Annotated in this window: 8 protein-coding genes; all 8 read right to left on the bottom strand. The window is 63.1% G+C overall.

Annotated elements, in window-relative coordinates; genetic code table 11:
* Positions 1 to 31: 31 nt before the first annotated feature.
* Complete coding sequence (locus tag FEE99_RS19595) at positions 32 to 12,517, bottom strand: filamentous haemagglutinin family protein (RefSeq protein WP_041480125.1); 12,486 nt, start codon at positions 12,515 to 12,517, stop codon at positions 32 to 34.
* A gap of 174 nt (positions 12,518 to 12,691) precedes the next feature.
* Entirely contained in the window at positions 12,692 to 13,795 is a 1,104-nt protein-coding gene (locus FEE99_RS19600; protein ID WP_024013152.1) for a substrate-binding domain-containing protein, read from the bottom strand.
* Positions 13,796 to 14,232: 437 nt separating this feature from the next.
* Positions 14,233 to 15,444, bottom strand: a complete 1,212-nt coding sequence (gene gspF, locus FEE99_RS19605; RefSeq protein ID WP_041480124.1) for a type II secretion system inner membrane protein GspF — start codon at positions 15,442 to 15,444, stop codon at positions 14,233 to 14,235.
* A complete protein-coding gene (gene gspE / locus FEE99_RS19610; protein ID WP_041480123.1) occupies positions 15,444 to 16,850 on the bottom strand; it encodes a type II secretion system ATPase GspE in 1,407 nt (468 codons plus the stop codon). The genes gspF and gspE overlap by 1 nt, the downstream gene beginning before the upstream one ends.
* A 1,197-nt stretch (positions 16,851 to 18,047) precedes the next feature.
* On the bottom strand, positions 18,048 to 20,429 hold the full coding sequence (gene gspD, locus FEE99_RS19615; RefSeq protein ID WP_041480122.1) for a type II secretion system secretin GspD: 2,382 nt from the start codon (positions 20,427 to 20,429) through the stop codon (positions 18,048 to 18,050).
* Entirely contained in the window at positions 20,426 to 20,974 is a 549-nt protein-coding gene (gene gspM, locus FEE99_RS19620) for a type II secretion system protein GspM (protein WP_041480120.1), read from the bottom strand. The genes gspD and gspM overlap by 4 nt, the downstream gene beginning before the upstream one ends.
* On the bottom strand, positions 20,967 to 22,088 hold the full coding sequence (gspL, locus tag FEE99_RS19625; RefSeq protein WP_041480119.1) for a type II secretion system protein GspL: 1,122 nt from the start codon (positions 22,086 to 22,088) through the stop codon (positions 20,967 to 20,969). The genes gspM and gspL overlap by 8 nt, the downstream gene beginning before the upstream one ends.
* The gene (gene gspK / locus FEE99_RS19630) at positions 22,085 to 23,005 is read right to left on the bottom strand and encodes a type II secretion system minor pseudopilin GspK (protein WP_052392205.1); all 921 of its coding nucleotides are present in this window, start codon (positions 23,003 to 23,005) and stop codon (positions 22,085 to 22,087) included. The genes gspL and gspK overlap by 4 nt, the downstream gene beginning before the upstream one ends.
* Positions 23,006 to 23,035: the final 30 nt, after the last annotated feature.

A 23,035-nucleotide genomic window follows, 5' to 3' on the forward strand; every position in this document is an offset into this window, starting at 1 on the left:
CGGCCGCCCAAACGTACTGCACGAGAGTCTTTTACAACGTCAGCTGCCCACGCTCCTCTTCGGTCAGCTGCTGCTTCGCCTGTTCATCCAATGCCCCGGCACCGAGCACCTGCACCGGGCTGTCCGGGTTGTAGCCCGTCGCTGGCGCGCGACTAGCGCCATCACGCGACGGCGCCAGTTGCTCGTTGCCGAAGCTGAGCACCTGCACAGTGAACACCGAGGCTTGGTTCTGCCGCGCCGCTGCCTGTTGCTGCCGCGCGACGTCTTCGGCGGCTTGGGTGGCTGAGGATGCTGCCGAACTGGCCGAGGTGATCGCGCCGGTATTCACCGCCGACACCACCGGCACGCCGGTCGCTTTGCCCTGCACCGAAATGTTCGCGGCGTTGACCACCGTCAGCGCGGCGATGTTGACGTTGCCTGACACGCGAATCCCCGCCTCGCCGGCATCGATGGTGCCCAGTGGCGCAATCAGGTCGATGTTGCCCGGCGCCACTTCGGCGATCGGATTGAGCGTGGCGATACCGGCGCCGGTACTCGGCACCGACGGCGACAGCGTGACGTTGCCCCAGATGTCGTACACACGTTTTGGCGGCGTGTAGACCACGGTGGTTTTCGAGCCGCGACCGGCGTTGATATCGCCCTCGGCGGACCAGCCGAGAATCGAGCCGCCGAAGGTGGTCATGATCCGGCTCTGGCCGAGCAGAATGCTGGCTTGGGAGTACAGCTGAATGTCGCCCGAACCCTGAGTGATGATCCCCGCCGTCGACGGCGGCGCCGCGCCTTCAATACCGAACACCTGACCACCGCCCGGCGTGAGCATCTGGATATCGCCGCCAAACAGCGTCTTGACCCCGGCGCCGCCGTACATCGTGATATCGCCGTCGTAACGGATCGGATTGCCGGCGACATCAGTGGTCGGGAACAGCGCCGCAATGGCGTTGCGACCGCGCAGGTAACTGCCTGTGCGCGGGCCACTGGCATCGGTGTATTCCAGGCCACCGGCACGCAATTCGGCGAAGTACACCTGGCGGGCGAAGATCGCCTGTTCGGTACTCGGCAGTGCGGCGAAGAACGCTTGCGCCTGTTCGTCGCCACCCTTGAAGCCATAACTCAGGCTCAGCCAGCTCTGCAGTTCTTCGACGTAGGTCTTGACCACTTTGCCCGGCTGCGCGCTGAGGGCCACCGCTGAATCCGCGACGTTTTGCGGGTTCAGATAACGCGCAATGAACCGTGAGTAATCCGGCCCCTGCGCGCCCGCACCCGCTTGCATCACGATGCTCGCACCGGGGCGCTGATCACCTGCCACGACAGGGCCGAGGCTGGAGATGCTGGCGCGATCTTCCATCAGGATATTGCGCCCGGCATTGACGTCCAGAACACCCGGGCCGGCAATGTCGAAGCTGCTGTAGAGAATGTCTCGCCCGGCCGAAATCCGCGAAATGTCGCGCGCATCGTTATGCACGAACAGATTGCCGGTAGACGCGATCTGTTCGTTATTGCGACCCATGCCCCCAACGGGCGCAAACGTGGGTTGCCCCAAATTGGTACCGGACGCCACGATGTCACGCCCCGCCACCATCCACACCGGGCCTGCCGATTCATACCAGGTGCGCTTCGTGGTCGCGAACGCCAGCGTTTCGCCCGTGCGAATTCCTACCAGGTCACCGGTCAGTGCATAGAAGCGCGCCGGCCCCTGAACACTGCTCAACCCCGAGTAGCTATCGGGACCAAAGGCAAACAGTGGATAGCGCGAATTGGTTTGCGCCAGCACACCATCGCTGCCGGCGTTGGTCGTGATCGGCCGAGCGGACTGGTTGTTGCCGTAGCCATTGAACGCGGGTGCAAACGGTGTGGCGAGCGCCGCTGGGCTGGCCCCTGACTGGTTGATGGCGTAGCCGCCGGCATAGATCGAATCCCCAGCGATCAGTTCAAGCTGCCCCGCGCTGGAAGGTGCCAACAGCAATGACCAGGCCAGAGCCGGCGCCGGGTTGCCTATGCCGTAGGCCGCTGATGGTCCCGCATAAATCGAGCCCTGACCGGCCACGGCACGCAATATCGAAGGAAAGACGAAGCGGTCATCGGTCGGTGACCCGTTAAGCCCGGCGACGGGGTCCTGCCCGGTGGTTTCCATCAACTGGGTGCTGGGCGTCAGGTTGCCGCCGGCCGAGAACAAATCGATGGCCGTGTGATCGGTCCACAGCGAGAAACCACTCAAACCGCCACCGGCATGGTAAATGCCATCGGCCGTGGTAAACGGTGTGGAGTTCTGCAACCTCACGCGGCCCGGATCGGCGGCGCCACCCAACACCAGATCGCCGCGGGTGTTGAGGCGCATGCCGGAGTCACCGGGAATCAGCACCAGCCCACCACTGGCATTACTGGCCGTCGAGTTGAACGGGTCGAAGGCGCGCGTTTCCCGTGGGTCATGAAACAGCGCCGAGGCGCCGTACTGCAGATTGATACCGCCCAACGCGGCGCCCGTCAGTTGCGCCGCACCGCGCAGGTTGATGAGCGCGCCCTGCAAGTCGTGCGTCGGCGTGCCGGTACCCGCCAGGCCGGCACGTGCCTGCAGAGACGGATTAAGGACACCGCCCAGACGAATATCCAGGTCTCCGCCACCGGTCAGTTGCAGGTTCCCGTCACTGTCCACGCGGCCCGTACTGCCGACAGCCACGATCAACCCCTGACTGCGAGGGTACGACGCATACCTGTCGTCGCCCATGGCCTTGAGCATGCCAGCATCCCCGCCGGCGCTCAGACTGATGTTGCCGCCGCCCAGCGTACCGAACCCGGTAAAGCCCACCAGATAAGGTCTGGTTTCCTCGCCCAGCGCTGGCAATGGCTGCGCAGCGTAGCTGCCGAAGTTGATCCACCAGGCAGTCGGTACATCGTTGTTGCCGGTGCCCTGGCGCCAGAGCCAATTGCCCACCGCCACACTCGGCACCTGCTCCCGCGTACCGTCGCCCGTGGCGACCGAGCGACGGCCAAGCACGTCACCCGACACAGACCCGCCGGCATTGATCGTCAGGTTACCGCCCATCTGCGGATACCAGGCCTGATAGAGGCTGGCACTGCCGCCATCGACCCATTTTTCGTAATCGCTGCCAGCGCTGCCCAATACCGAGCCATCAGCCGACAGCCTTCCGCGGGGCTGGTTATAACGCGCATCGACGTCTGCCGATTGGGTGCCGGCGGTGTAGACGCCGAAAGGTGAGGCCATGCTGAGGTTACCGGCCGCCATCAAATCCAGGTCGCCGGTGCCAGTACGCAAAACGCTGAACATCTGCGTGTGGGCCTGGGCGCTCTTGCTCGGATTGTTTTCAATGCACAGTGCCGGGTCGATGGAGCACCAGAACAATTCGTCATCGTTCATCGGTGTGTAATCCGGCATGCCCATCCAGTTGCCAGGCGCCCACACACTGCGCGCCATGGGCGCGCAAGAACCGGGAGCGATATCACAGAGCACAAGGTATTCCTCGGGAACCGGTTCGTACGGTGTAAAGCCATACTCGTTATCCACCGCCCAGACCAGTTTGCCCGCCACCTCGATCATGCTCACACCATAGTGAGTGTCGGCCATCTGCAAGTTGCCGACGCTGGCCTGAGGTTTCACGCTACGGCTGTCGGCCGCGGTCAGATCGGCCCCTGCCACCATGCGCATCGACCACGACGCACTGCCCGCCGGCAGCATGCTGGCGATCGCCCAGTTTCGACCTTGCTGGTTTCCATTGGCAGGACGCAGGTCGAGGAATACCGTGCCATCGGCGAGCTTCACGTTGGTCATGGAGGGGATCAGCGAACCCCGCAACAGCGCCAACGTTCCGTTCAACACAACACCCACCGTTTTATTGTCGGCATCAACCGCACCCGGCAGCGGCACGCCTTTGGGCCAGAGCAGGGCCTGCAGTGCGGTGGCGTTGTTCAAGCGAATACCTGCACCCAAACGACTGCCGGTCGGCAGGGTCACAGCGTTGTCGAGCAACGTACCGGCGGCATACATCAGGTTACCCGCCGCGTCATGCACATCGCCGGCCAGCACCGTTCCACCCTGTAACACGTAAGGTGCGGCCAAAGTGCTCTGAACCGGCAACACCGTGCCCGCAGCCAGTGTGGCGGCTTGAATCGGCAGGTCGTAATTCAAGGTGGCGCCAACCGGAAAGAGCGTCCCTTCGGCAAGGCTGACACCACTGCCCGGTACGATCAGGTCACCGCCGAAAGGCTGTATCCCCGGCAACAGTTTCCAGCCAGCGTCGTCCACGGTTTCCGGCGGCGGTGCGAAACCGTCGTTGATGCTGCCGTAGATATCGAGGTTGCCACCGGCACGGATCAACAGGCTGCCCGCTTCCCCGCTGCCATACACCGAGGTCCGGCGAGTGTGCGGGTTGAGGCTGGCGTAACGGTAGCCGGACAAGTCGAGATCGCCCTGCACCACCAGATCGCCGTCAGCGGTTTTGCTGACGATTTCCACCCCCGGGCGCAGATGAAACGCATCGGCATAGGTCGCATTGTTGAGGCCGGCCAGTTTGCGTTGTAGCAGATCACTGTTACCCAGCGCCGCATCGATAAAGCCGCTGCTGTCTGAGTGAATGCGATCCAGGTAGGCTTGATCGATCACTTGATACGGGCGACCGCTGGCCGCCGGATCGGTGCCATCGGCAGCATCACTGTAACTTCGCACGGCATTCAGCCCGATGGAGCGCGCACCTTGAATACTCAACGTACCGCTGGCATCCACCGCAATGTCACCGCCGCCCAGGCGCGGTGCATTCAGCTCCAGCGTCCCACGCAACACGTCATCGCGTTGTCCCGCCTGGTTTCCAGGCACTGCATCGGTGCCGTGACGCAGATCAATCCGTGCACCAGCGGCCAGCGTCAGCACGCCGTCACCTGAATTGAGTTCAACCATGGCGCGGTTCGGTGCGTCGATGATTTTGCCGTAGCTGTCGACGCGCAGTACGCGGCCATGGGCATCGAGCAGCGCGTTGCCTGTCAGGTTCAAACCGTTTTTGCCGGCAAGGCGGATGCTGCCGACCCGTTCACCACTGGCATCGATCACCCCGTCCACGGTCAGGTTGCCGTTGTCCACCGAGACATTGACTTGGCCCGCTTTGAGTTCGTTACCGATACGCAGATTACCCTGTTTGAACTGAAAGCTTCGACTGCCCACTACCCCGCCGGCATTCAAGCGCAGGTTAAGGCTGGCAAAGGCCTCGCTCAAATCACCCGCCAGGCGCTGGGCGCGAATGTCCACGCCACCGGCCTTGTACGGCACCCACGTACCGCCCGCGTCGTAATAGCCACTGCTGCTGCCGACAATCTGCCCTTGCAGATCAACCTGTCCAGCGTCAGTGGCCAGGGCCACAACGTTCAATTGCCCGGCCTGATTGTTGACGGCGGACAGATCGATTCGCGAGCCCGCCAACTGACGAATATTGCCGTTGTTGCTCTGCAACGACACGTCGCCGCCCCAGCTGTATTTCTGCACATCATTGAACGGCAGAACCCGGCCCGCCATGTCCACCTGCGCGCCGCTGCCAAGCAGCAGATCATCCTCGGCATTGACCAGCAGCTTGCCGCTGGCGAGGACGATGCGACTGTCGAGCACAACACTGCGTGCCGTCAGGCTCAGTTGCGCACCGAGGGCATCCGCGGCAGCCGTTGTGGCGCTACCACTCAGAGTCAGGTTGTTGCCCGCCTTGAGTTCACTGACCGAGGCGGCCTCGCCGGTCAGCAATGGCGTGCGCAGATTGAGATTGCCGCCGCTGTAGCTGAACCCCTTGACCGCGTCATAAGCTCCTTGGGATTCGTACACCGCCAGACTGCCCTTGTGGTTGGCGGTGATGCGCTCGCTGGCGTTGAAGTTGACGTTGGCAAATCCCAGGGCCAGTCGGTTATTGCGATCCAGGCCATTGGGCTGCGGGTTCGGGCCATAACCCAATTCGATCCGCTGCGCCTGAATATCCAGCGTGCCGTGCCCGTTGCCGGCGCCGTCGTTGACAACCGTACCCGGGGCCTGAGTCGCCCCGTTCCAGATCAGATTGCGGGTGCGGATCGTCGCGACATCGGTGGCAGCGCCCGAGCCGTAGATAGCCGGGCTACCCAACACCAGATTCTGCAAACGGCTCTGGCCGGTCTGCGGATCAATGGTGTCGAGGGTCACGCTGCCGAAAAAGTTGAACGCATCGCGGGCCACCAGACTCAGGGTTTCCAGCGCGGGGGCGCCAGATTGCGTGTCGCCCTGCAACAGGCGATCCAGCACGTTCTGGTTAAGCGTCAGGCCCGCGGGTGTGCGGCCGCTGGCTGCGGCCAGTGCTTGCGGACTGCCGGCATTGACCACACCGACCGAAAGCCCGATTTGGCGAGTGCCAAAGCGCACGCTTTCGCCCAGTTCGAAGTCTTTGTCAGTGGCGGCGATGATGCTGCCGTTGGAGTACAGCAACGCCGCAGCGGTGCAATCGGCCGTCGGACAGTTGCCGATACGAATGCTCCCGCCCCCGCCATCGGTGGGCGCAAGCACCGGCGTCCAGCCGTTGGACACCACCAGCAGGCTGGAGCGCCCCGGTTCGTAGACGAAACCGGCTGCGGCATCATACGGGACGTTACCTCGCCCCAAGGTATTGACGCCCGCTCCCGCATCGATGGTGATGCCGCCATTGGCGCTGTTACTGCTCAACACAACCTCTGGCGCCGAGAGGATCGCGCCTTCGCGCAGACGAATCGCCGAGGTATTGCCGATCACCTTGATCGAGCCGCCCTCCGAACCGTAATACACGGTTGGGGTGCCACCGATGGTCAAACGTCCGGCATTCAAGCGGTTGAGGGTGTCGGCGTACAGCGATACACCGTCGAACCCTGGCGTTCGCGTATGCCCGGCACCGAGAATTTCAAACTCTGCGCCGGTATAACCGCCCTGAACGACCGCCGTACCAATAACCCCGCCGCTGGCAGGTTTGAACAGCACCTGCCCGTTGAAATCCAGGGCTGAGTCGTGCTCGCCGCCACTGACCATGCGCAGGTGCAGCGTGTTGCCGTCCAGCGGTGTGCGGGCGCGCGGCAGACCGCGGCGGGCAGCATCATTGAGCACAAATTGGCTGAACCCGGTTTCGTTGTACTGTGAATAGCGCCGCAGCACATCGGCAGACGTCACGATGACCTGGCTGGGCAAACTGTCGCGAATACCGGTGTTGGCAATCGACAGCTGTCCGGCCGTGGTCCACGAGCCATTGCGCAACTTCAACGCACTGTCCATCGGCCCCGCAATCGCTTGACCATTGATTTCGACCCGCAAGGCGCCCGGTAACAAGGCAAAGGTCGATGGCAACAAGGTGTAGGTGCCGGGTGCCAGTCCGGCAACGCCGGTCCCGAGGGTGATCTGCTGGCCGATACGCGGGTCGACCGCGCCGGCCTCGGCCAGCATCGGCGCATAGCGGCTCTGGTCACCGGCCACGATTGCATACACGGGATTGTTGGCCAGCCCCGGCAAACTGAAGGTGCCATCGGTGGCATTGCGTACCAGCGGATTGAAACGCGCATCGGTGGAGCCACCTCGTCCGGAGACAAAACCGGCACCGCGCAAATCGCCGCCGCCCGAAAGGTCGATCACCGCCCCGGCCTGCACATTGGTGTATTGCGCATCAAGGATGACCCCGGAGGTCGCTCCGGCAATGCCATTCAACATCACCGACTTACCGTTGTACCGATAGTCGATACCGTCGGTGGTTCCTCCATAGGGCATGACCAGTCCGGCGGCGCTGACTGAAGTCACGCTGCCCGGCAGAAGGTGAAGTTCACGGGTTTTGACAATGACGTCATCACCCAGGGATATCAGCCCCAAGGGCGCACGAATGACGCCGCCCTGCTCGATCTGTCCCGCACTGAGTGTCAGGCTGCCGAACACCGAGTAAGGCAAAGCGGTCGGCGCCGCCCCGTGATTGCCGATACGCAACGTATGCTCCGGCACCGATCCGGCCATACTCTGATAGCCCACTCGCACCTCAGCCGAGACGCCACTGGCCGGGTAGATCTGCGCAGCCCGCATGTGCATGTCACCCGCAGTCCACAGACGGCTGCGCTGCTGTTCATCGGTTGGCGCGAGGAAGCGCAAGTCGCCCTGGCTGTCGAGCGTGACCAGACCAAAGCCACGGCGGCTGACCGCCAGCGCCGGTGCGGCCGATTGCACGAGAGTCCCTTCGGTGCCGAATGAAAGCGAGTTGCCCACGTCCAGCAGGTTCGCGCTGGCGGTGAATTGCGCGCCGGACAACTGCGCTGTCGGATTGCTCATCACCCGCGGACGCACTTTGACTTCCGAGCTCAAATAGGTGCCCAGCCCTGACAGGCGCAGGTAAGGTGCGCTGAGGTTGACCCGGGCGCTGTCACTCGCCGACTCGGCCAATGAAAGAGAACCGGCGAACAGGCTCAGGCCCTGCCCCATATGCAGGTCGACATCGCCGTCGAACGTCATCAGACCGTTGCTCAGCAGACTCACGCTGCCGAAGCCACCGCTCATCAGCTGATCGGCACTCAAGCGTGTACGCCCGTAGCGTAAAAGTGGCGAAGCCTCACCGGCTCGCAGCGGCTGCGGCAGTGCCGGCGCTGGCTCTTGGCCAATGATCATTTCACGTGGCACGCGCACCGCATTGCTCAAGTTCGCGGGACCGTACGCCGGTGTATCCAGAGCGATCTCCAGACGCCCGCCCGCCGCACCTGCACCGCCAGCACTGGCCTGCAGACTGCCCTCGATGAACAGACCATTGTAGGAACTCAGGGTGATCCGTCCGCCATCGGTGGCCACACGAGCGGGGCCTTGCCCACCGCTATCGAGCACGGCTTGCGCACCGGACGCTTCCAGTCGCGCACCTTGGCGGATGATGACGTAAGCATCGGCAGCGGTCGCCGTGATTTTCTTCACATCAATCTCGCCACCGACAATGATCGAGCCACCCTTGCCAACCTGGCCGTAGACGCGGCCCAGCGCATCGACAGCGGTCGCTGCCCGACCGGCGACATCGATCAAGGCATGTTCACCGATCCAGATCGAACGGTTGTGCGGGGTCGGATCGGCCTCTTGCAAGGACGTCGCCACATCAATCGCGCCGAACTGCTGTTGACGGATATCGACAATACCGCCCCAGGCGTTGAGTTCACCATCAAGCGTGATCTGGCCTGCCCCGCGCAAACCGATGCGCTGGCCGGGATCGACACTGATCCGTGCGCCTTCGCCAATCGACAACGGACTGCTGGCGGGATCTATCAAGCCAGCAAGCGTCGCGCCGGCCTGCAATGCGACAGAAGCGCCGGCCCTTTGCGTCAAGACGCCCTTGAGCGGGTCTTCCTGAAATAACGCGGGCGTCCATAGCTCCAGCGCAGCGCGCGGCGACATACCGGACACAATGGTCGAGGCGGATTCGCCAAATCGATAGACCGGCATCTGCACATCGATCGCGCTTTGCGCGGCGACCTCCAGCCCCTTCAGACCGATGATGTTGTAGGCGCTGAACCCCGTGCGGAACAGCTCCGGCGTCAGGCGCAGGGTCTGTTCTTCGGACACTTCGCCGGAAGCGCCGATCCGCACCTTGCTGGCCTGCACGGTCAAGGTGCCGCCGCCGTTCACGCCATAGCCCTGCACCTCGCCATCGAGCACCATGCGCGACTGGCCTGGCGCACTGTTGGCGCTGGATTCAAGCGTCACGTCGCCACCCTTGCCGCCACGCGTCTTGCCGTTGGCCAATACCGCACCGCCCGACGAAACATCGACCAGACTGCCACTGGCCAGCAGAATGTCGCCGGTACTGCGGATCGACACCGTCCCGCCATTGAGGTACGCCAGGCCGCCCGCGTCGTCCGGGTTACTCGACAGGTTGCGCCACAGACCGCGTGTCTGCAGCTGCACACCCTGCGCAACCGTCACTCGCGCTTGCTTGCCTGCTGAAACCTGGAGACTGGTGTCATCACGCCGATCGGTGGCGAGCTGGTTCAAAACGTTGCCCAATTGCAGGCTGCCGCCTTGCGCAATCAGATCGGCATTGACCTGCACGTCAGGGCTGAACAGGGTGATGTTGCCACCGTGATCCACGGTCACATCTTCATTGACTTCAATCGTGTTTTTTGCCGAGATCTTCAGCGCGCCCAGCGCGAAACCATTGAGCAGCCCGGCATCGAGGAACAGTTTGCCTGCGCGTTCTGCCGCGACCGCATCGGTCAGCCCTGCGTTGGCTACGCTGGCATGCGCGCCCCCCACTTGCACCTGATCGAGCAACGGGTCGAGTTGATAGAGCAGGCCGGCACTGGCAGCGACATAAGCAGCATCGTAACTGCCAACCACCAACTGCCCTCGCCGCGCCCGGGCGGTCTGGGTCTGGGCATAGCCGTCCAGACCTGCCCGCGGTGCCTGGATTTGCCGTTCGCCCTGAAACACCTCACCCAACAGCTGGCCTTCCAGCACGGCGTTGCCCGTGGCGATCACCAACTGGCCGGCATCCCGGCCAACGGTGTAACCCGCTTCCTGACGACGCGTCGGCGCGATCAGCGGGCTATAAAAATAATCCGTCTGGCCCCAGCGCTCGCTGTGACTTTCGTAACCTTTGTAAAGACCGTTGTAGAGAATATCGCCCGGCGCACGCGACACTTCGTATAACCGCCCGTCCGCACCGCGCAGCCAGCTCTGGCGAATCTCGCCGCCCTGCACATCAAGCGTGCCGCCGGACACATTGATCAGCGAACCTTTTTCGCTGATCACGTCCTTTCCGGAAAACCGCACCTCACCGCCCTGCGCCATCCATTCACCAACGCCATGGCCCTGAGTGCCGAGGTATCCGCCGACCTCCAACAACCCACCGGCGGTGTACCAGCGGTCGGTGGCGTAACCGTTGGTGCCCGCCGGCACGAATACCAGCTCACGGACATCGACCCAGATGTCGTTACTGTTGAGCGCGCCGTTCTCGCGATTGACCGGCGCATCACGCTGCTCGTTGCCCTGGACGTTGATCTTGATGTTGTTGTTTGCCATCGCCACTTTGACGCCGAGGGCGCCGGACACGTCGATCACCGCCCCCTCGCGCAATAGACTGCGCCGTCCCGCGGCAACCGCCACCTGCCCACCGGTGGCAAGGGTGATCGAGCCGCTTTTGAATTCGACGGTGCCGCCGCTGCCGATGTCGATGCGTGACTGATCGCTGCGGATCCGGTTGTTGGCATTGACGCCGGTCAGCGCCGCCTCGCGCTGGCTGTCCAGGGCCGTGAGATCACTGCTGTCGAGCAGAATCGCACTGACGCCATTTTCGCCCAGGGTCACACGGCCTTGGGCATCGCTGGCCGGATTGAGCAGATGCACGGTGCCGCGCGTCGCCACCGAAGTGCTCGCCAGCAGCACACCGTTTTGCACAACATCGCGCCCGGTCAGGGTGATGTCGCCGGTGGATGCCTGGATCAGGCCGGTGTTGCTGACTTTGCCCGAGCTGTCAGCCTTGAAACCGGGAATGACCTCACTGCCGAAGGTGGTTGAATAGCCATTGCCGTCGGTGCCCGAGCCCTTGCGGATATAGAAACGGTCCCCCGCACCCAGCACCGTCTGACCCTTGGCCGTACTGATCGAGCCGTCGTTCTGCACGTCCTGGCCGAGCAGCAAGGTATAGCCGCCGGCGTCGGTGGAGAGCGCAGGTTGATGCGTTTGTATGGCTGCGCCACGCTCCACCAGGACTTTGCCAGCAGCGTCGGTAAAGGTTGGCTGACTGCCGGTGCTGTCGAAATACAGACCCCGATCGCGAAATTGTGCATCGGTCATGTTCGCGGCTGCCGCTACCAGATTTCGTACATTGACCTGGCTGCCACCGCTGAAGACGATGCCGTTGCGGTTGATCAGCATCACCGTGCCGTCCGCTTTGATCTGCCCCTGAATCTGGCTGGCCCGTGCGCTCGGATCGTTGACGCGATTGAGCACCGCCCAGTTGGCCTGCTGGGCAAATTCCACTGTGGTATTGCGGCCGACGTTGAACGTTTCCCAATTGAGAATCGCCTTGTCGGCGGTCTGCTCGATCTTCACCGTGGTCTTGCCGTCGGCCTGGGTTTGTTGCGGGCCTTTGGCGTTCATCCAGCCCTGGCTCAGGCTGTTATCGACCTTCAGGCCGCCCTCGCCCAATCCGTCCGGAACCACTTGCACACTGCCCAATGCGGCGGCACGTCCAGCGGCTTGTGCGGCCTGCTGAGCGGCAATCGCTGCCACGGTGTTATTGAGTGTCTGCAAAGAGCGCTGCAACTGCTGGCTGGCCCGTTGCTGCTGTGCCAGCGGTGGGGTCATCCCCGGCAGACCGCTCCCACCCGGACGCGACGCCGAAGCCTGCTGCGCTGCGCCCTTCGCGGCAAACCAGGTGGAACTGAACGCTGTCGCCGCCTCGGCACTGCCCGCCACCAGACACAAGGCGACGGCTTGCGCCAATGGCTTGAGCAGCCACTGTGCGGGATCGCCCGCGCCACGTTTGATCGGCCGGATACGGTTACTGTGACGGGAGGTGCGAGCAAGCATCACTACAGGTCCTTTTGGGTGGCAGGTCGGATCAGCCCTGCTGTTACGACATAGGCAGTTGGCGAGCCTCACGACCGAACGGATGTCACACAAACTTCATGTTCGAGGTGTAAATCGGCAAAAAAAAACAGCAGCCCGAAGGCTGCTGCCGTTTCATTGCAGTTGAGACAAGGCTTACAAAGGACGACCAATGCCGTTGCAGGCGTTGGCGTTGTTGATGTCCAGGTTATTGCCCGAGGTGTTGGTGATGAAGTTGGCGGTCACAGCGGTTTTCCAGTTGTTGGGAACCGGCGTGAAGCTGTGGGCGACGGTGGCGACGTTGTTGCCCGGGTTGCTGTAGTGGGTGGTCAGGAAGTTGCGCACGGCGGTGGCCACGGCTGCATCTTTGTAGCACTGGCCGAAGATGAAGTTGGTGTAAGCCACAATCGGGTAACCGCTTGCCGGGTTAGGCACGACCGGGGCCCAGCCAGCCGGGTTGGCAGGTGCGCTTGGCACCGGTGCAGTGCTCAGCGCCAGCGTCACGTTAGCGTTGGTTGGCTGGACGCCATTGACGCGGGCAACCACAGCGTTGCTGGTGGCGTTCACGCCGTCCGGACCCACATAGCCGATCGAACCGTCCACGGCGTTCACCGCAGTGGCCACATCAGCGGTGTTGGCTACGCCGACCCAAGTCGATGGCAGCGCGGAACCGGCCGGCAGACGAGCGTTGGTGAAGGTGGAGTTGACGGCGAATTTGCCTGGGCAAACGGCGTTCAGGTGGCGACTGAGGATTTCAGTGGTGCCACTGGACACGCTGCGGTAAACCACACGGATCGGCGTACTGTCGGCGTTACCCAGCAGAGCGCCCCAAGTGGTGGCGGTGCCCGACAGCGCATCGCACAGTTGAGCGCTGGTCAGGTTAAGCGCGGTCTGACCGGATTTTTTGTACGGAATGGCAACCGAAGTGGCCACCGATGGCAGCTGGATCAGCGGGCCGTACGAAGCACCGAAGTTGCTGGTGTAGGTGCTGAGTTCTGAAGCGCTGAGGATCGAGTCGCTAGCGGCGAAGTGCACAGTGCCGGTGGTGCTGAACTGGGCAGCGTTGTTGGTCAGGAAAGCGCTTTTGCCGACGCCGCTACCGGTCACGGCGTAGCTGAAGTTGGCTGGCAGGATGCTGTTGGCAGAACCTTTGTACAGCGCGGCAGGCAGCGAGGCGCCACCACCGGTTACGGCCATGGCCTGGGCGGAAGCCAGAGCGGCGACGGTCAGTGAGGCGGCGATCAGAGTGCGCTTGAACATGAAGAATCTCCTTTTCAACTTGGTTTGGAACACAGGTTTCGGAAGGCTTGCATGACACCGGGAGGGTCCACCGCAGTGGAGCCGCAGGGAGAAATTCGCAGCTTCCGGTGACAGATAAAGGAAAAAACCTCGGGAGCTGCGGGGGGATTTTTGTGGAGATTTCTCGGGTGTTTGCGGTGGGTCGCGGCGCGTCTGGATCGCGGGTTTGGCTGAATCGGGCTGGAGCCGTTGGCGGGTGGTTGCAGATGACAGAATGGAGAACCCGAGGATGATGGGATCAGGACTCGGGTGAGGGTCAGGCCGGTGCAAAATATTTGAGTTTTGTGTTGTCGGGATTGGCGCTTTCGCGAGCAGGCTCGCTCCCACAGTTGAAATGCGTTCCTCTGTGGGAGCGAGCCTGCTCGCGAAGAGGCCAGCCCGGCCAACATCAAAAGCGGCTACTGCACCAACTGGTTGATCTCAATAATCGGCAACAACACCGCCATCACAATCACCAGGACCACCCCGCCCATCACCACAATCATCAGCGGCTCGAGCAACGCGGTCATGCCCATCGCCCGTCGTTCAATGTCCCGGGAAAGCGTCTGCGCCGCGCGCTCGAGCATCGGTGGCAGCGAACCGGTTTTCTCGCCGCTGGCGATCAGGTGAATCAGCACCGGCGGGAACACATTCTCCACGCGCAGCGCGGCGGCGAGGTTGACGCCTTCGCGCACCTTCGCCGTGGCCTCGCTGACGCTCAGGCTCAAGCGGTCGTTGGACAAGGTCTGCCGCGCCGCTTCCAGCGCACGCAACAACGGCACGCCGGCACCGCCGAGAATTGCCAGCGTGGAGGCGAAGCGCGCGGTGTTCAGGCCGAGAATGAAACGCCCGAACAGCGGCAACTTCAGCACCCGGTGATGCCAGCTCAAACGCGCCGCCGGATTGCGCAAATACAAACGCCAACTCCAGAACGCCCCGGCCATCAGCGCCGCACACAACCAACCCCAGGCGCGAATGAAATCACTGGCGGTAAGCATCGCCAGGGTCAGCCCCGGCAAATCCTGCCGCGCTTGAGAGAACGCGCTGACCACCTGCGGTACCACGTAGCTGAGCAGGAAAATCACAATGCCGATCGACACCAGCCCGACCACGCCCGGATAGATGAACGCGGTAAGAATCTTGCCGCGCAAGTTGTTGCGTTCCTCGATGTAATCGGCCAGCCGTTCCATCACCTGCGCCAGATCGCCGGACTCTTCGCCAGCGGCAATCAGCGCGCGGTAAATCTCGGGAAAATCCCGTGGCCGCGACGCCAGCGATTCCGCCAGACGCATGCCGCTGCGCACATCGGCGCGCACGGCGCTGAGGGTCTGGGCGATGTGCTTTTTCTCGGCCTGCTCGACTGTGGCGCTCAGCGCTGCTTCCAATGGCAGGCTGGCACCGAGCAGGCTCGCCAGTTGCCGGGTGGCCCAGGCGAGGTCGTTGTCGGAGAGTCTGGCGCTGAACAAACCGCCGCCGCCGTGTCGGGCGACATTGCTTTCCTCGTGCACCGACAGCGCCGTCAGACCACGTCCGCGCAAGGCACTGAACGCCGCGCTCTGGCTGTCGGCCTCAAGGTGCCCGGACTCGATTTTCCCGGTGGCATCCGCCGCTTCAAAGCGATAGCGATTCATCAGGCGTCCCGTGTCACACGAAGGATTTCTTCCGGCGCGGTGGCACCACTGCGAATCCAGCGCTCACCGTCCTCACGCAGGCTGAACATCCCCGCTTTCGACGCCGCCGCGCGCAGGGCCTGCTCCCCTGCCCCTTGGTGAATCAGCGTGCGGATGTAGTCGTCGATGCAGAACAATTCGTGGATGCCGGTGCGGCCGCTGTAACCGGTGTGATTGCACGCTGCGCAGCCGACCGGCCGCCAGGTGCCGGGCGTGGCCGGGTCTTCCTGTTTGCACTGATTGCACAGGCGTCGCACCAGGCGCTGCGCAAGCACGCCGAGCATGGATGACGCGAGCAAGAACGGCTCTACACCCATATCGATCAGGCGATTGACCGCCGACACCGCGTCGTTGGTGTGCAGCGTGGCCAGCACCAGATGCCCGGTGAGCGAGGCCTGCACGGCGATTTGCGCGGTCTCGAGATCGCGGATCTCGCCGATCATGATGATGTCCGGGTCCTGGCGCAGAATCGCCCGCAGCGCGAGGGCAAAGGTCATGTCGATCTTGGCGTTGACCTGAATCTGGCTGATCCCCGGCAAATCGTATTCCACCGGATCTTCCACGGTGAGGATGTTGCTGGTGCTCGCATCCAGCCGCGCCAGCGCCGCGTAGAGGCTCGTGGTTTTGCCGCTGCCGGTCGGCCCGGTGACCAGGACGATGCCGTGGGGCTGGCGAATCAAATGGTCGAGTTTGGCCAGCACCTGCGCATCCATGCCCAAGGTTTCCAGATGCAAGCGCCCGGCCTGTTTGTCGAGCAGACGCATCACCACCCGTTCGCCGTGGCCAGTGGGCACCGTTGACACACGAATATCGATCGGCCGCCCCGCTACGCGCAAGGCAATGCGACCGTCCTGCGGCAAGCGTTTTTCAGCGATGTCGAGCTGGGCCATGATCTTGATCCGCGACACCAGCGCACCGTGCAACGCCTTGCGCGGCGAGACCACATCGCGCAGGGTGCCGTCGACGCGGTAGCGCACCACCGAATGGGTTTCGAACGGCTCGATGTGAATGTCGCTGGCCTCATCGCGCGCAGCCTGGGTGAGCAAGGCGTTGATCATGCGAATCACCGGCGCGCCGTCCTGGGTGTCGAGCAGGTCGGTGATCTCCGGCATGTCCTGCATCAGCCGATCGAGATCGACCTCGTTTTCCGCAGCCCCGACCACCGCCGCCGCACTGCCGGTATCGGCGTAAGCGCTGGCGAGCAAACCGTCGAGCTCGTCATCACGCACCCGCTCGACCTGCGTCGCACCGAACTGCCGACGCACTTCGCTGATCGACCAGCCGGGCGTCGACGGGCACACCGTCAGCACGCCATCGCGCAAAAGAATCCGCTGCGCCTTGGCCCAGGCGTACGGCAATACACTCATTGCCCATCCTCCCCAAAATCCACCGTGGCAATGCGATCCCCTATGGCAATGAGATCCTCTGTGGCAATGCGATCCCCTGTGGCAATGCGATCCCCTGTGGCAATGCGATCCCCTGTGGCGAGGGGATTTATCCCCGCTGGGCTGCGAAGCAGACCCAAAACTCGAGAACCGGTTTCTCCAGGCAAATCACGTGTACCGGTTTCACGACTGCTGCGCAGCCGAGCGGGGATAAATCCCCTCGCCACAGTCATCATCTCAGTCAAAACCGCGTGCTCCCTTCAATCGAAACCGTGGCAATGAGATCCTCTGGGGCAATGAGATCCTCTGGGGCAATGAGCCCCCCTGTGGCGAGGGGATTTATCCCCGTTGTGCTGCGAAGCAGACCCAAAACTTGAGAACCGGTTTCTACAGACAAATCGCGTGTACCGGTTTTACGACTGCTGCGCAGCCGAGCGGGGATAAATCCCCTCGCCACCGTCATCATCTCAGTCAAAACCGCGTGCTCCCTTCAATCGAGACCGTGGCAATGGGATCCTCTGGGGCAATGCGATCCTCTGAGGCAATGCGATCCTCGGTGGCAATGAGATCCCTTGTGGCGAGGGGATTTATCCCCGTTGGGCTGCGAAGCAGACCCAAACCTTGAGAACCAGTTTCTCCAGGCAAATCGCGTGTACCGGTTTTACGACTGCTGCGCAGCCGAGCGGGGATAAATCCCCTCTCCACAGTCATCATCTGAGTCAAAACCGGGTGCTCCCTTCAATCGGTACCGTGGCAATGGGAGCCTCTGAGGCAATGCGATCCTCAGTGGCAATGAGATCCCCTGTGGCAATGGGGACCTCTGTGGCGAGGGGATTTATCCCCGTTGGGCTGCGAAGCAGACCCAAACCTTGAGAACCAGTTTCTCCAGGCAAATCGCGTGTACCGGTTTTACGACTGCTGCGCAGCCGAGCGGGGATAAATCCCCTCGCCACAGTCATCATCTCAGTCAAAACCGGGTGCTCCCTTCAATCAGTGCCGTGGCAATGAGATCCCCTGTGGCAATGGGGACCTCTGTGGCGAGGGGATTTATCCCCGTTGGGCTGCGCAGCAGACCCAAACCTTGAGAACCGGTTTCTACAGGCAAATCGCGTGTACCGGTTTTACGACTGCTGCGCAGCCGAGCGGGGATAAATCCCCTCACCACAGTCATCATCTCAGTCAAAACCGGGTGCTCCCTTCGATCGGTACGGCTTTGATGGTGGCGCGTGGGCCTGATGTCGGCCCCGGCGCCGGCACGCCTTGCGCAGCGCTCGGCAATTGCGGCGCCTGCATGTCGGGCATCGCCCAGCTGCGTTCCGGTTGCAAGCCGCCCTGGGCGCGGCGCATGAAGTCGTAGCGGTTGACGGTGATGCTGCGCCCCGCTTCGCTGTCGCGGATGATGTACGGGCGCAGGAACACCATCAGGTTGGTCTTGGTGATCGCCCGGCGTTCGTTGCGAAACAGCGCGCCGATGCCCGGCAAGCTGCCCAGCCACGGCACGGCATCATTGCTCTGGCTGTAGCCGTCCTGAAGCAAACCACCGAGGACCATGATCTGCCCATCGTCGAGCAGAATGCTGGTGTCGATCGCCCGTTTGTTGGTGACGATGCCCGCCGCAGTCACGCTGTTGGACGCGCGCTCATCGATGCTGCTGACTTCCTGATAGATATCCAGCTTCACCGTGCCGCCCTCGGAAATCTGCGGGCGCACGTTGAGCTTGAGGCCGACCTCTTCGCGGGTCACGGTCTGGAACGGGTTGTTGCTGGTGCCCCCGCCGCCAGTGACGTAGCTACCACTGACAAACGGGATGGTCTGGCCGACGAAAATGCTCGCCGCTTCGTTGTCCAGCGTCAGCAGGTTCGGTGTCGACAGCACGTTGGTGCCGCCCTTGCTCTTCAGCGCCCGGGCCAGCACTTTCAGGTCGAGAATCTTGCCGATGCCGGGGATGTCGACCGTGCCGTTGACGTAGCCGAGGTTCAAACCCTGCGGCAGAACGTCGATGCTGTTCTTCGCTCCCGTGTTGAGCCCCGCGCCACCAAGGTTCGCGCCGCCGATCACGCCCTTGCCGCCGAGATCACCGGTCTGCCACTGCACACCGAATTCGCTGGCGTCGTCCTCGCCGACCTCTACGATCAGGCTCTCGATCACCACCTGCGCACGGCGCTGGTCGAGCAGATCGATAACCTCACGCAGGTTGCGATACAGCGGTTCCGGCGCAGAAATCAGCAGCGTGTTGGTGGTGGCGTCAGCCTGAATCGTCACGCCACCAGCGCTGAAAGCCACGTTCTGTTCGCTACTCTGCGTACCGCCATTGCTCGCCGCGCCGCCACTGCCCTGGGCATAACTGCCGCCGCTTGCGCCACTGCCAGTCGTCGTTGAAGTGCCAGTGCTCGGCGTGCTGCTCTGGCCGTTCTGCCCGGCATTGCCGCCGGTGCTGCTGCCCATCGCGCTGAGCACCGACCGCGCCGCGTCGCTGCTGCCGCTGTCACTCTCGCCGGTGAGCAAACCGCGCAACGCCTGCGCCAGTTTCGCCGCCTGAGCGTTGCGCAGATAAACCACATGCAGATTGCTCGGATTGCTCTGAGCGTTGTCGAGTTTGTAGATCAGGTTGCGCGCCAGCTCGGTACGCTCGGGGCTGCCGGCGCGGATGATGATGGTGTTCGAGCGCGGGTCGCCGATCACGGCGATTTTCTGCGTCGGATCATTGCCCGGCGCGTCGAGCAAGTCGGCGACCATCGGTGCAATGTCGGCAGCGATGCCGTTCTGGATCTGCACCACATCGGTGTCGATCGCGCTCGGCGTGTCGATGCTCTCGATCAACTGCGCAACGCGGGTAAGGTTCTCGGCGTAATCGGTGATGACCACGGTGTTATTGCCGGGGTAGGCATTGATCGGATTGTTCGGCGAGACAATCGGGCGCAGCACCGGGATCAGGTTCACCGCGTTCTCGTATTGCAGACGAAACGTGCGCGTGATCATGCCGTTGCCGGCCGGTTTGTCGGCGCTATAGATCGGCCCGCCGAGCAGTTTCGCGTCGGCCTCGGGAACCACCTGCGCCACGCCGCCGACATCGACCACGCTGAAACCTTGCATGCGCAAGGCTGCGAGCAACATGTCATAGGCCTGACGGGCCGGCACCTGACCTTCCGAGACCAAGGTCAGATTGCCCTTGACCCGTGGATCGACGAGAAACTGCTGCCCGGTGGCCCGCGACAGCGCCCGCACCACCGCCTGAATATCCGCCTCGACAAAATTCAGCGTCACCGGTTGCTCGCCCAACGGATTGCGCGGGATCGCATTGCTCGGCGCAACACCAGCACTGCGCCCACGCTGACTGATGTTATGCAACTGCTTGGGCACCGGCCGCGCCTGAGCCTGCGCCCGTTCGCGATCGGCCACCGCATCGCCGCTGCGCTGGGTGTTGGCCAGCGGCCGCCCGAGCTCGCTGTCGACCAATAGCGGCGGCTGAGTCTGCGGCGCCGTGGTGCTGTTGCACGCGCTCAACGCCATCAGCAACAACGGCAGCGCCAGACGTGCCGGTTTGCAGCGTGACTCCTTCATGAAGCTTCCTTAGCGCCCTGCGCCTGATCCATGCGAACGGTGCCTGACAATGTGCCGGCGGTGACATCGGTCGAGGCCGCGCTTGCGCGTTGCAACTGCGCCTCGACCACCTGCAGAGAAAGTTGTGACGGCTGGCTGAGCAGCCAGTCGAGCAGCGCATCGGCCGGCGCGGCGTCGACATTCAACTGCCACGCGCCGCCCTCCGCCGCTTGTAATTGGTAATGCCCGGCGAGCCCCGCCGCTTGCAGACTTTGCTCCAGCGACTGGCCAACGCTTTGACCCTGCGGCCGCACGTTGACGCTGCGCAACAGCACTTCCAGCGCCTCGGTTTGCGCGCGCAACTTGGGCGTTTCGCTCTGCCAGAAAGCGATCCTGGCCAACGGCGGCTTGACCAGCGTCAGCCAGATCAGCAGACCGACAAGCACCAGCGCCATGCCGGCGACCATGCGTTTTTCACGCAACGCCAACGGCTGCCAACGCGCCTGCAACTGGCTGCTGAAGCGCTGCCAACGCGCACGGTAAATCGCCAGCGTCGCCCTACTCATCGTCTGCTCCGCCGTCGTCGTCTTCGTTGGTGTTGGCGCTGGATTCATCGCTCGGCCGCAAGGTCCAGCCTGCGTCATCGGCAGTGACGCTGATGCCGGCCTGAGCCAAGGTGCTTTGCCAATCCTTGTCGTTGCCGCCACGGTTTGCATCGCTGAGCAACGCCAGCTGCAAAGCGCCGTCGCGGTAACTCAGGCGCTCGACACTGCCAGCCATGAACGGCATGCCCGTGCCGGCCTGCAACACCAGTCGATTGAAATTTTGCGCCGGGTCATCGACCGCGACTTTTTGCCGCTGCTCCAGTTGCTGACGCGCCTGTTGCAGCGGGTTGAGAATCACCGGCAATTCGGGGAAGGCCTGCTTCACCCGCTGACTCATCTGCGCCTTGAGCTGCTGGCCCTGCCGCGCTTCGCGGGCGGCATAAAGATTCAGGCCAATCACCCAAACGGCCACGGCCAAAGCCACACACCCGACAGCGCGCCCCCAGCCACGTTGCTCGCCGCCGGTTTGTTGCAGACCACCGTGCAAACCCCAACCGGGCAAGGGGCCGATCCAGCGTTGCGTCGCTTCAGCTGCGAACGATGCCTCATCAACTTCGTCACCGAGCAACGGCTCAACCTGCGCACTGTTCAAACTCTCGCGCCGGAGCAAATGCCCGTCCGCCACACAAGCGACAACCCCCGGCAGCACTGGCAGGCTGTACGGCGCCGGATACAAACCGCGCAGCGTCAACCCCGCCTGCTTGAGTACCGCAGCCAGACGCTGCAAGTGCTGCCGCGCCACCCAGGCGATTTGCACCTGCCCACTCGCATCACGAGGGCTGTGGCCGATATGCATTTGGCTGCTGTCACCGAGCATCAACGCCTGCGCCGCACACTGCACAGCGGCCGCCGTTTTGTTCGCGGGCAGCGGCGGCAGATCAATGCTGGCGAGCAGGCTGTCGGCCGGATGCAGAAAACACAGCAGCGGTGGTTGCTTCGGCCGTTGCCCCAACTGACTCAAAGTGAGCCGTTCCTCACGACTGACCTGCCCCTGACGATCCAGCCAGGCGCAACTCACTTCGCTGTGCAACTCCAGCTCCGCCAGCGGCGGCAACGCGACGCGCAACTGACTCATGCGCCCACCCGCGACCAGATCACCTGCGGCAGCCGATCCTCACTGCGATGCAGCAACGCGTCGAGGCTGACCCGGCGCTGATCACGCCGCGCTTCACCGCGCAAACGAAACCAGTCACTGGTGATACCGACCTTGACGCTGCTCATTTCCAGCTGCGGCATGCGCAAGCGGTTCACGAAATCGCCGCGATTGATAAACCAGCGCCCGGCGTCACGCTCGGCAATCAACGCCGTCGCCCGCTCCAGCGAAAGCCCCGGCACATACGCCGCCAGCACCTGCGCCGTGGCGGTGTTGCCGTTGATCCACGTCGTCGCCGGAATCACCGTCACGTACGGCGCCAGTTGGCCGATCAGCGCATCGGTCACGCCTTCGACGCTGCGCAAGTCATCGAGTGTGCGCAGCATCGGCAGCTTCGGCGGTTGCGGTTTGTGATCGGCATCCGGCGAAGTCGCGCGGCCGCTGTCGAAACCGGCTTTGCCCGTCGCACCAATCTGCGCATTCAGCAGATGCGGATAACCGGCAATCACCCGCTGGCGGATGCGCTGGCTGACAACGCCACTCAAGCCGATCAGCTCGCACAAACGCTCGAACGCCTGCACTTGCGCCGCATCTATCCGCTCGTTGGCCACCAGATTGCGCAGGTTGAACTTGCCCTGCTCGTCCTCCAGCCGCCCGGCAAAACCCGCCGCCAGCAACGGCTGCGCCCAAGGCTGATCACGTCGGGTCAACGGATCACGCAGCCGCGCATCCCAGAGCAACTGTCGGCTGATCTCCAGACCACCCTGCGCCACCCACCGTCCCTGCACCCGCTGCTGATCGGCCTCCAGCGCCCGGGTCGCCACGCTCTGACGCGTCAACATCCCCGCCGCAATCACCGCCACCACCGCGGCAATCAACAACGCGCTGATAATCGCCATGCCCCGTTGCTTCGCCCCGTTGAGCGAACC

This window comes from Pseudomonas sp. ef1 (assembly GCF_007293365.2).
GTDB classification, from domain to species: Bacteria; Pseudomonadota; Gammaproteobacteria; order Pseudomonadales; family Pseudomonadaceae; genus Aquipseudomonas; species Aquipseudomonas siliginis.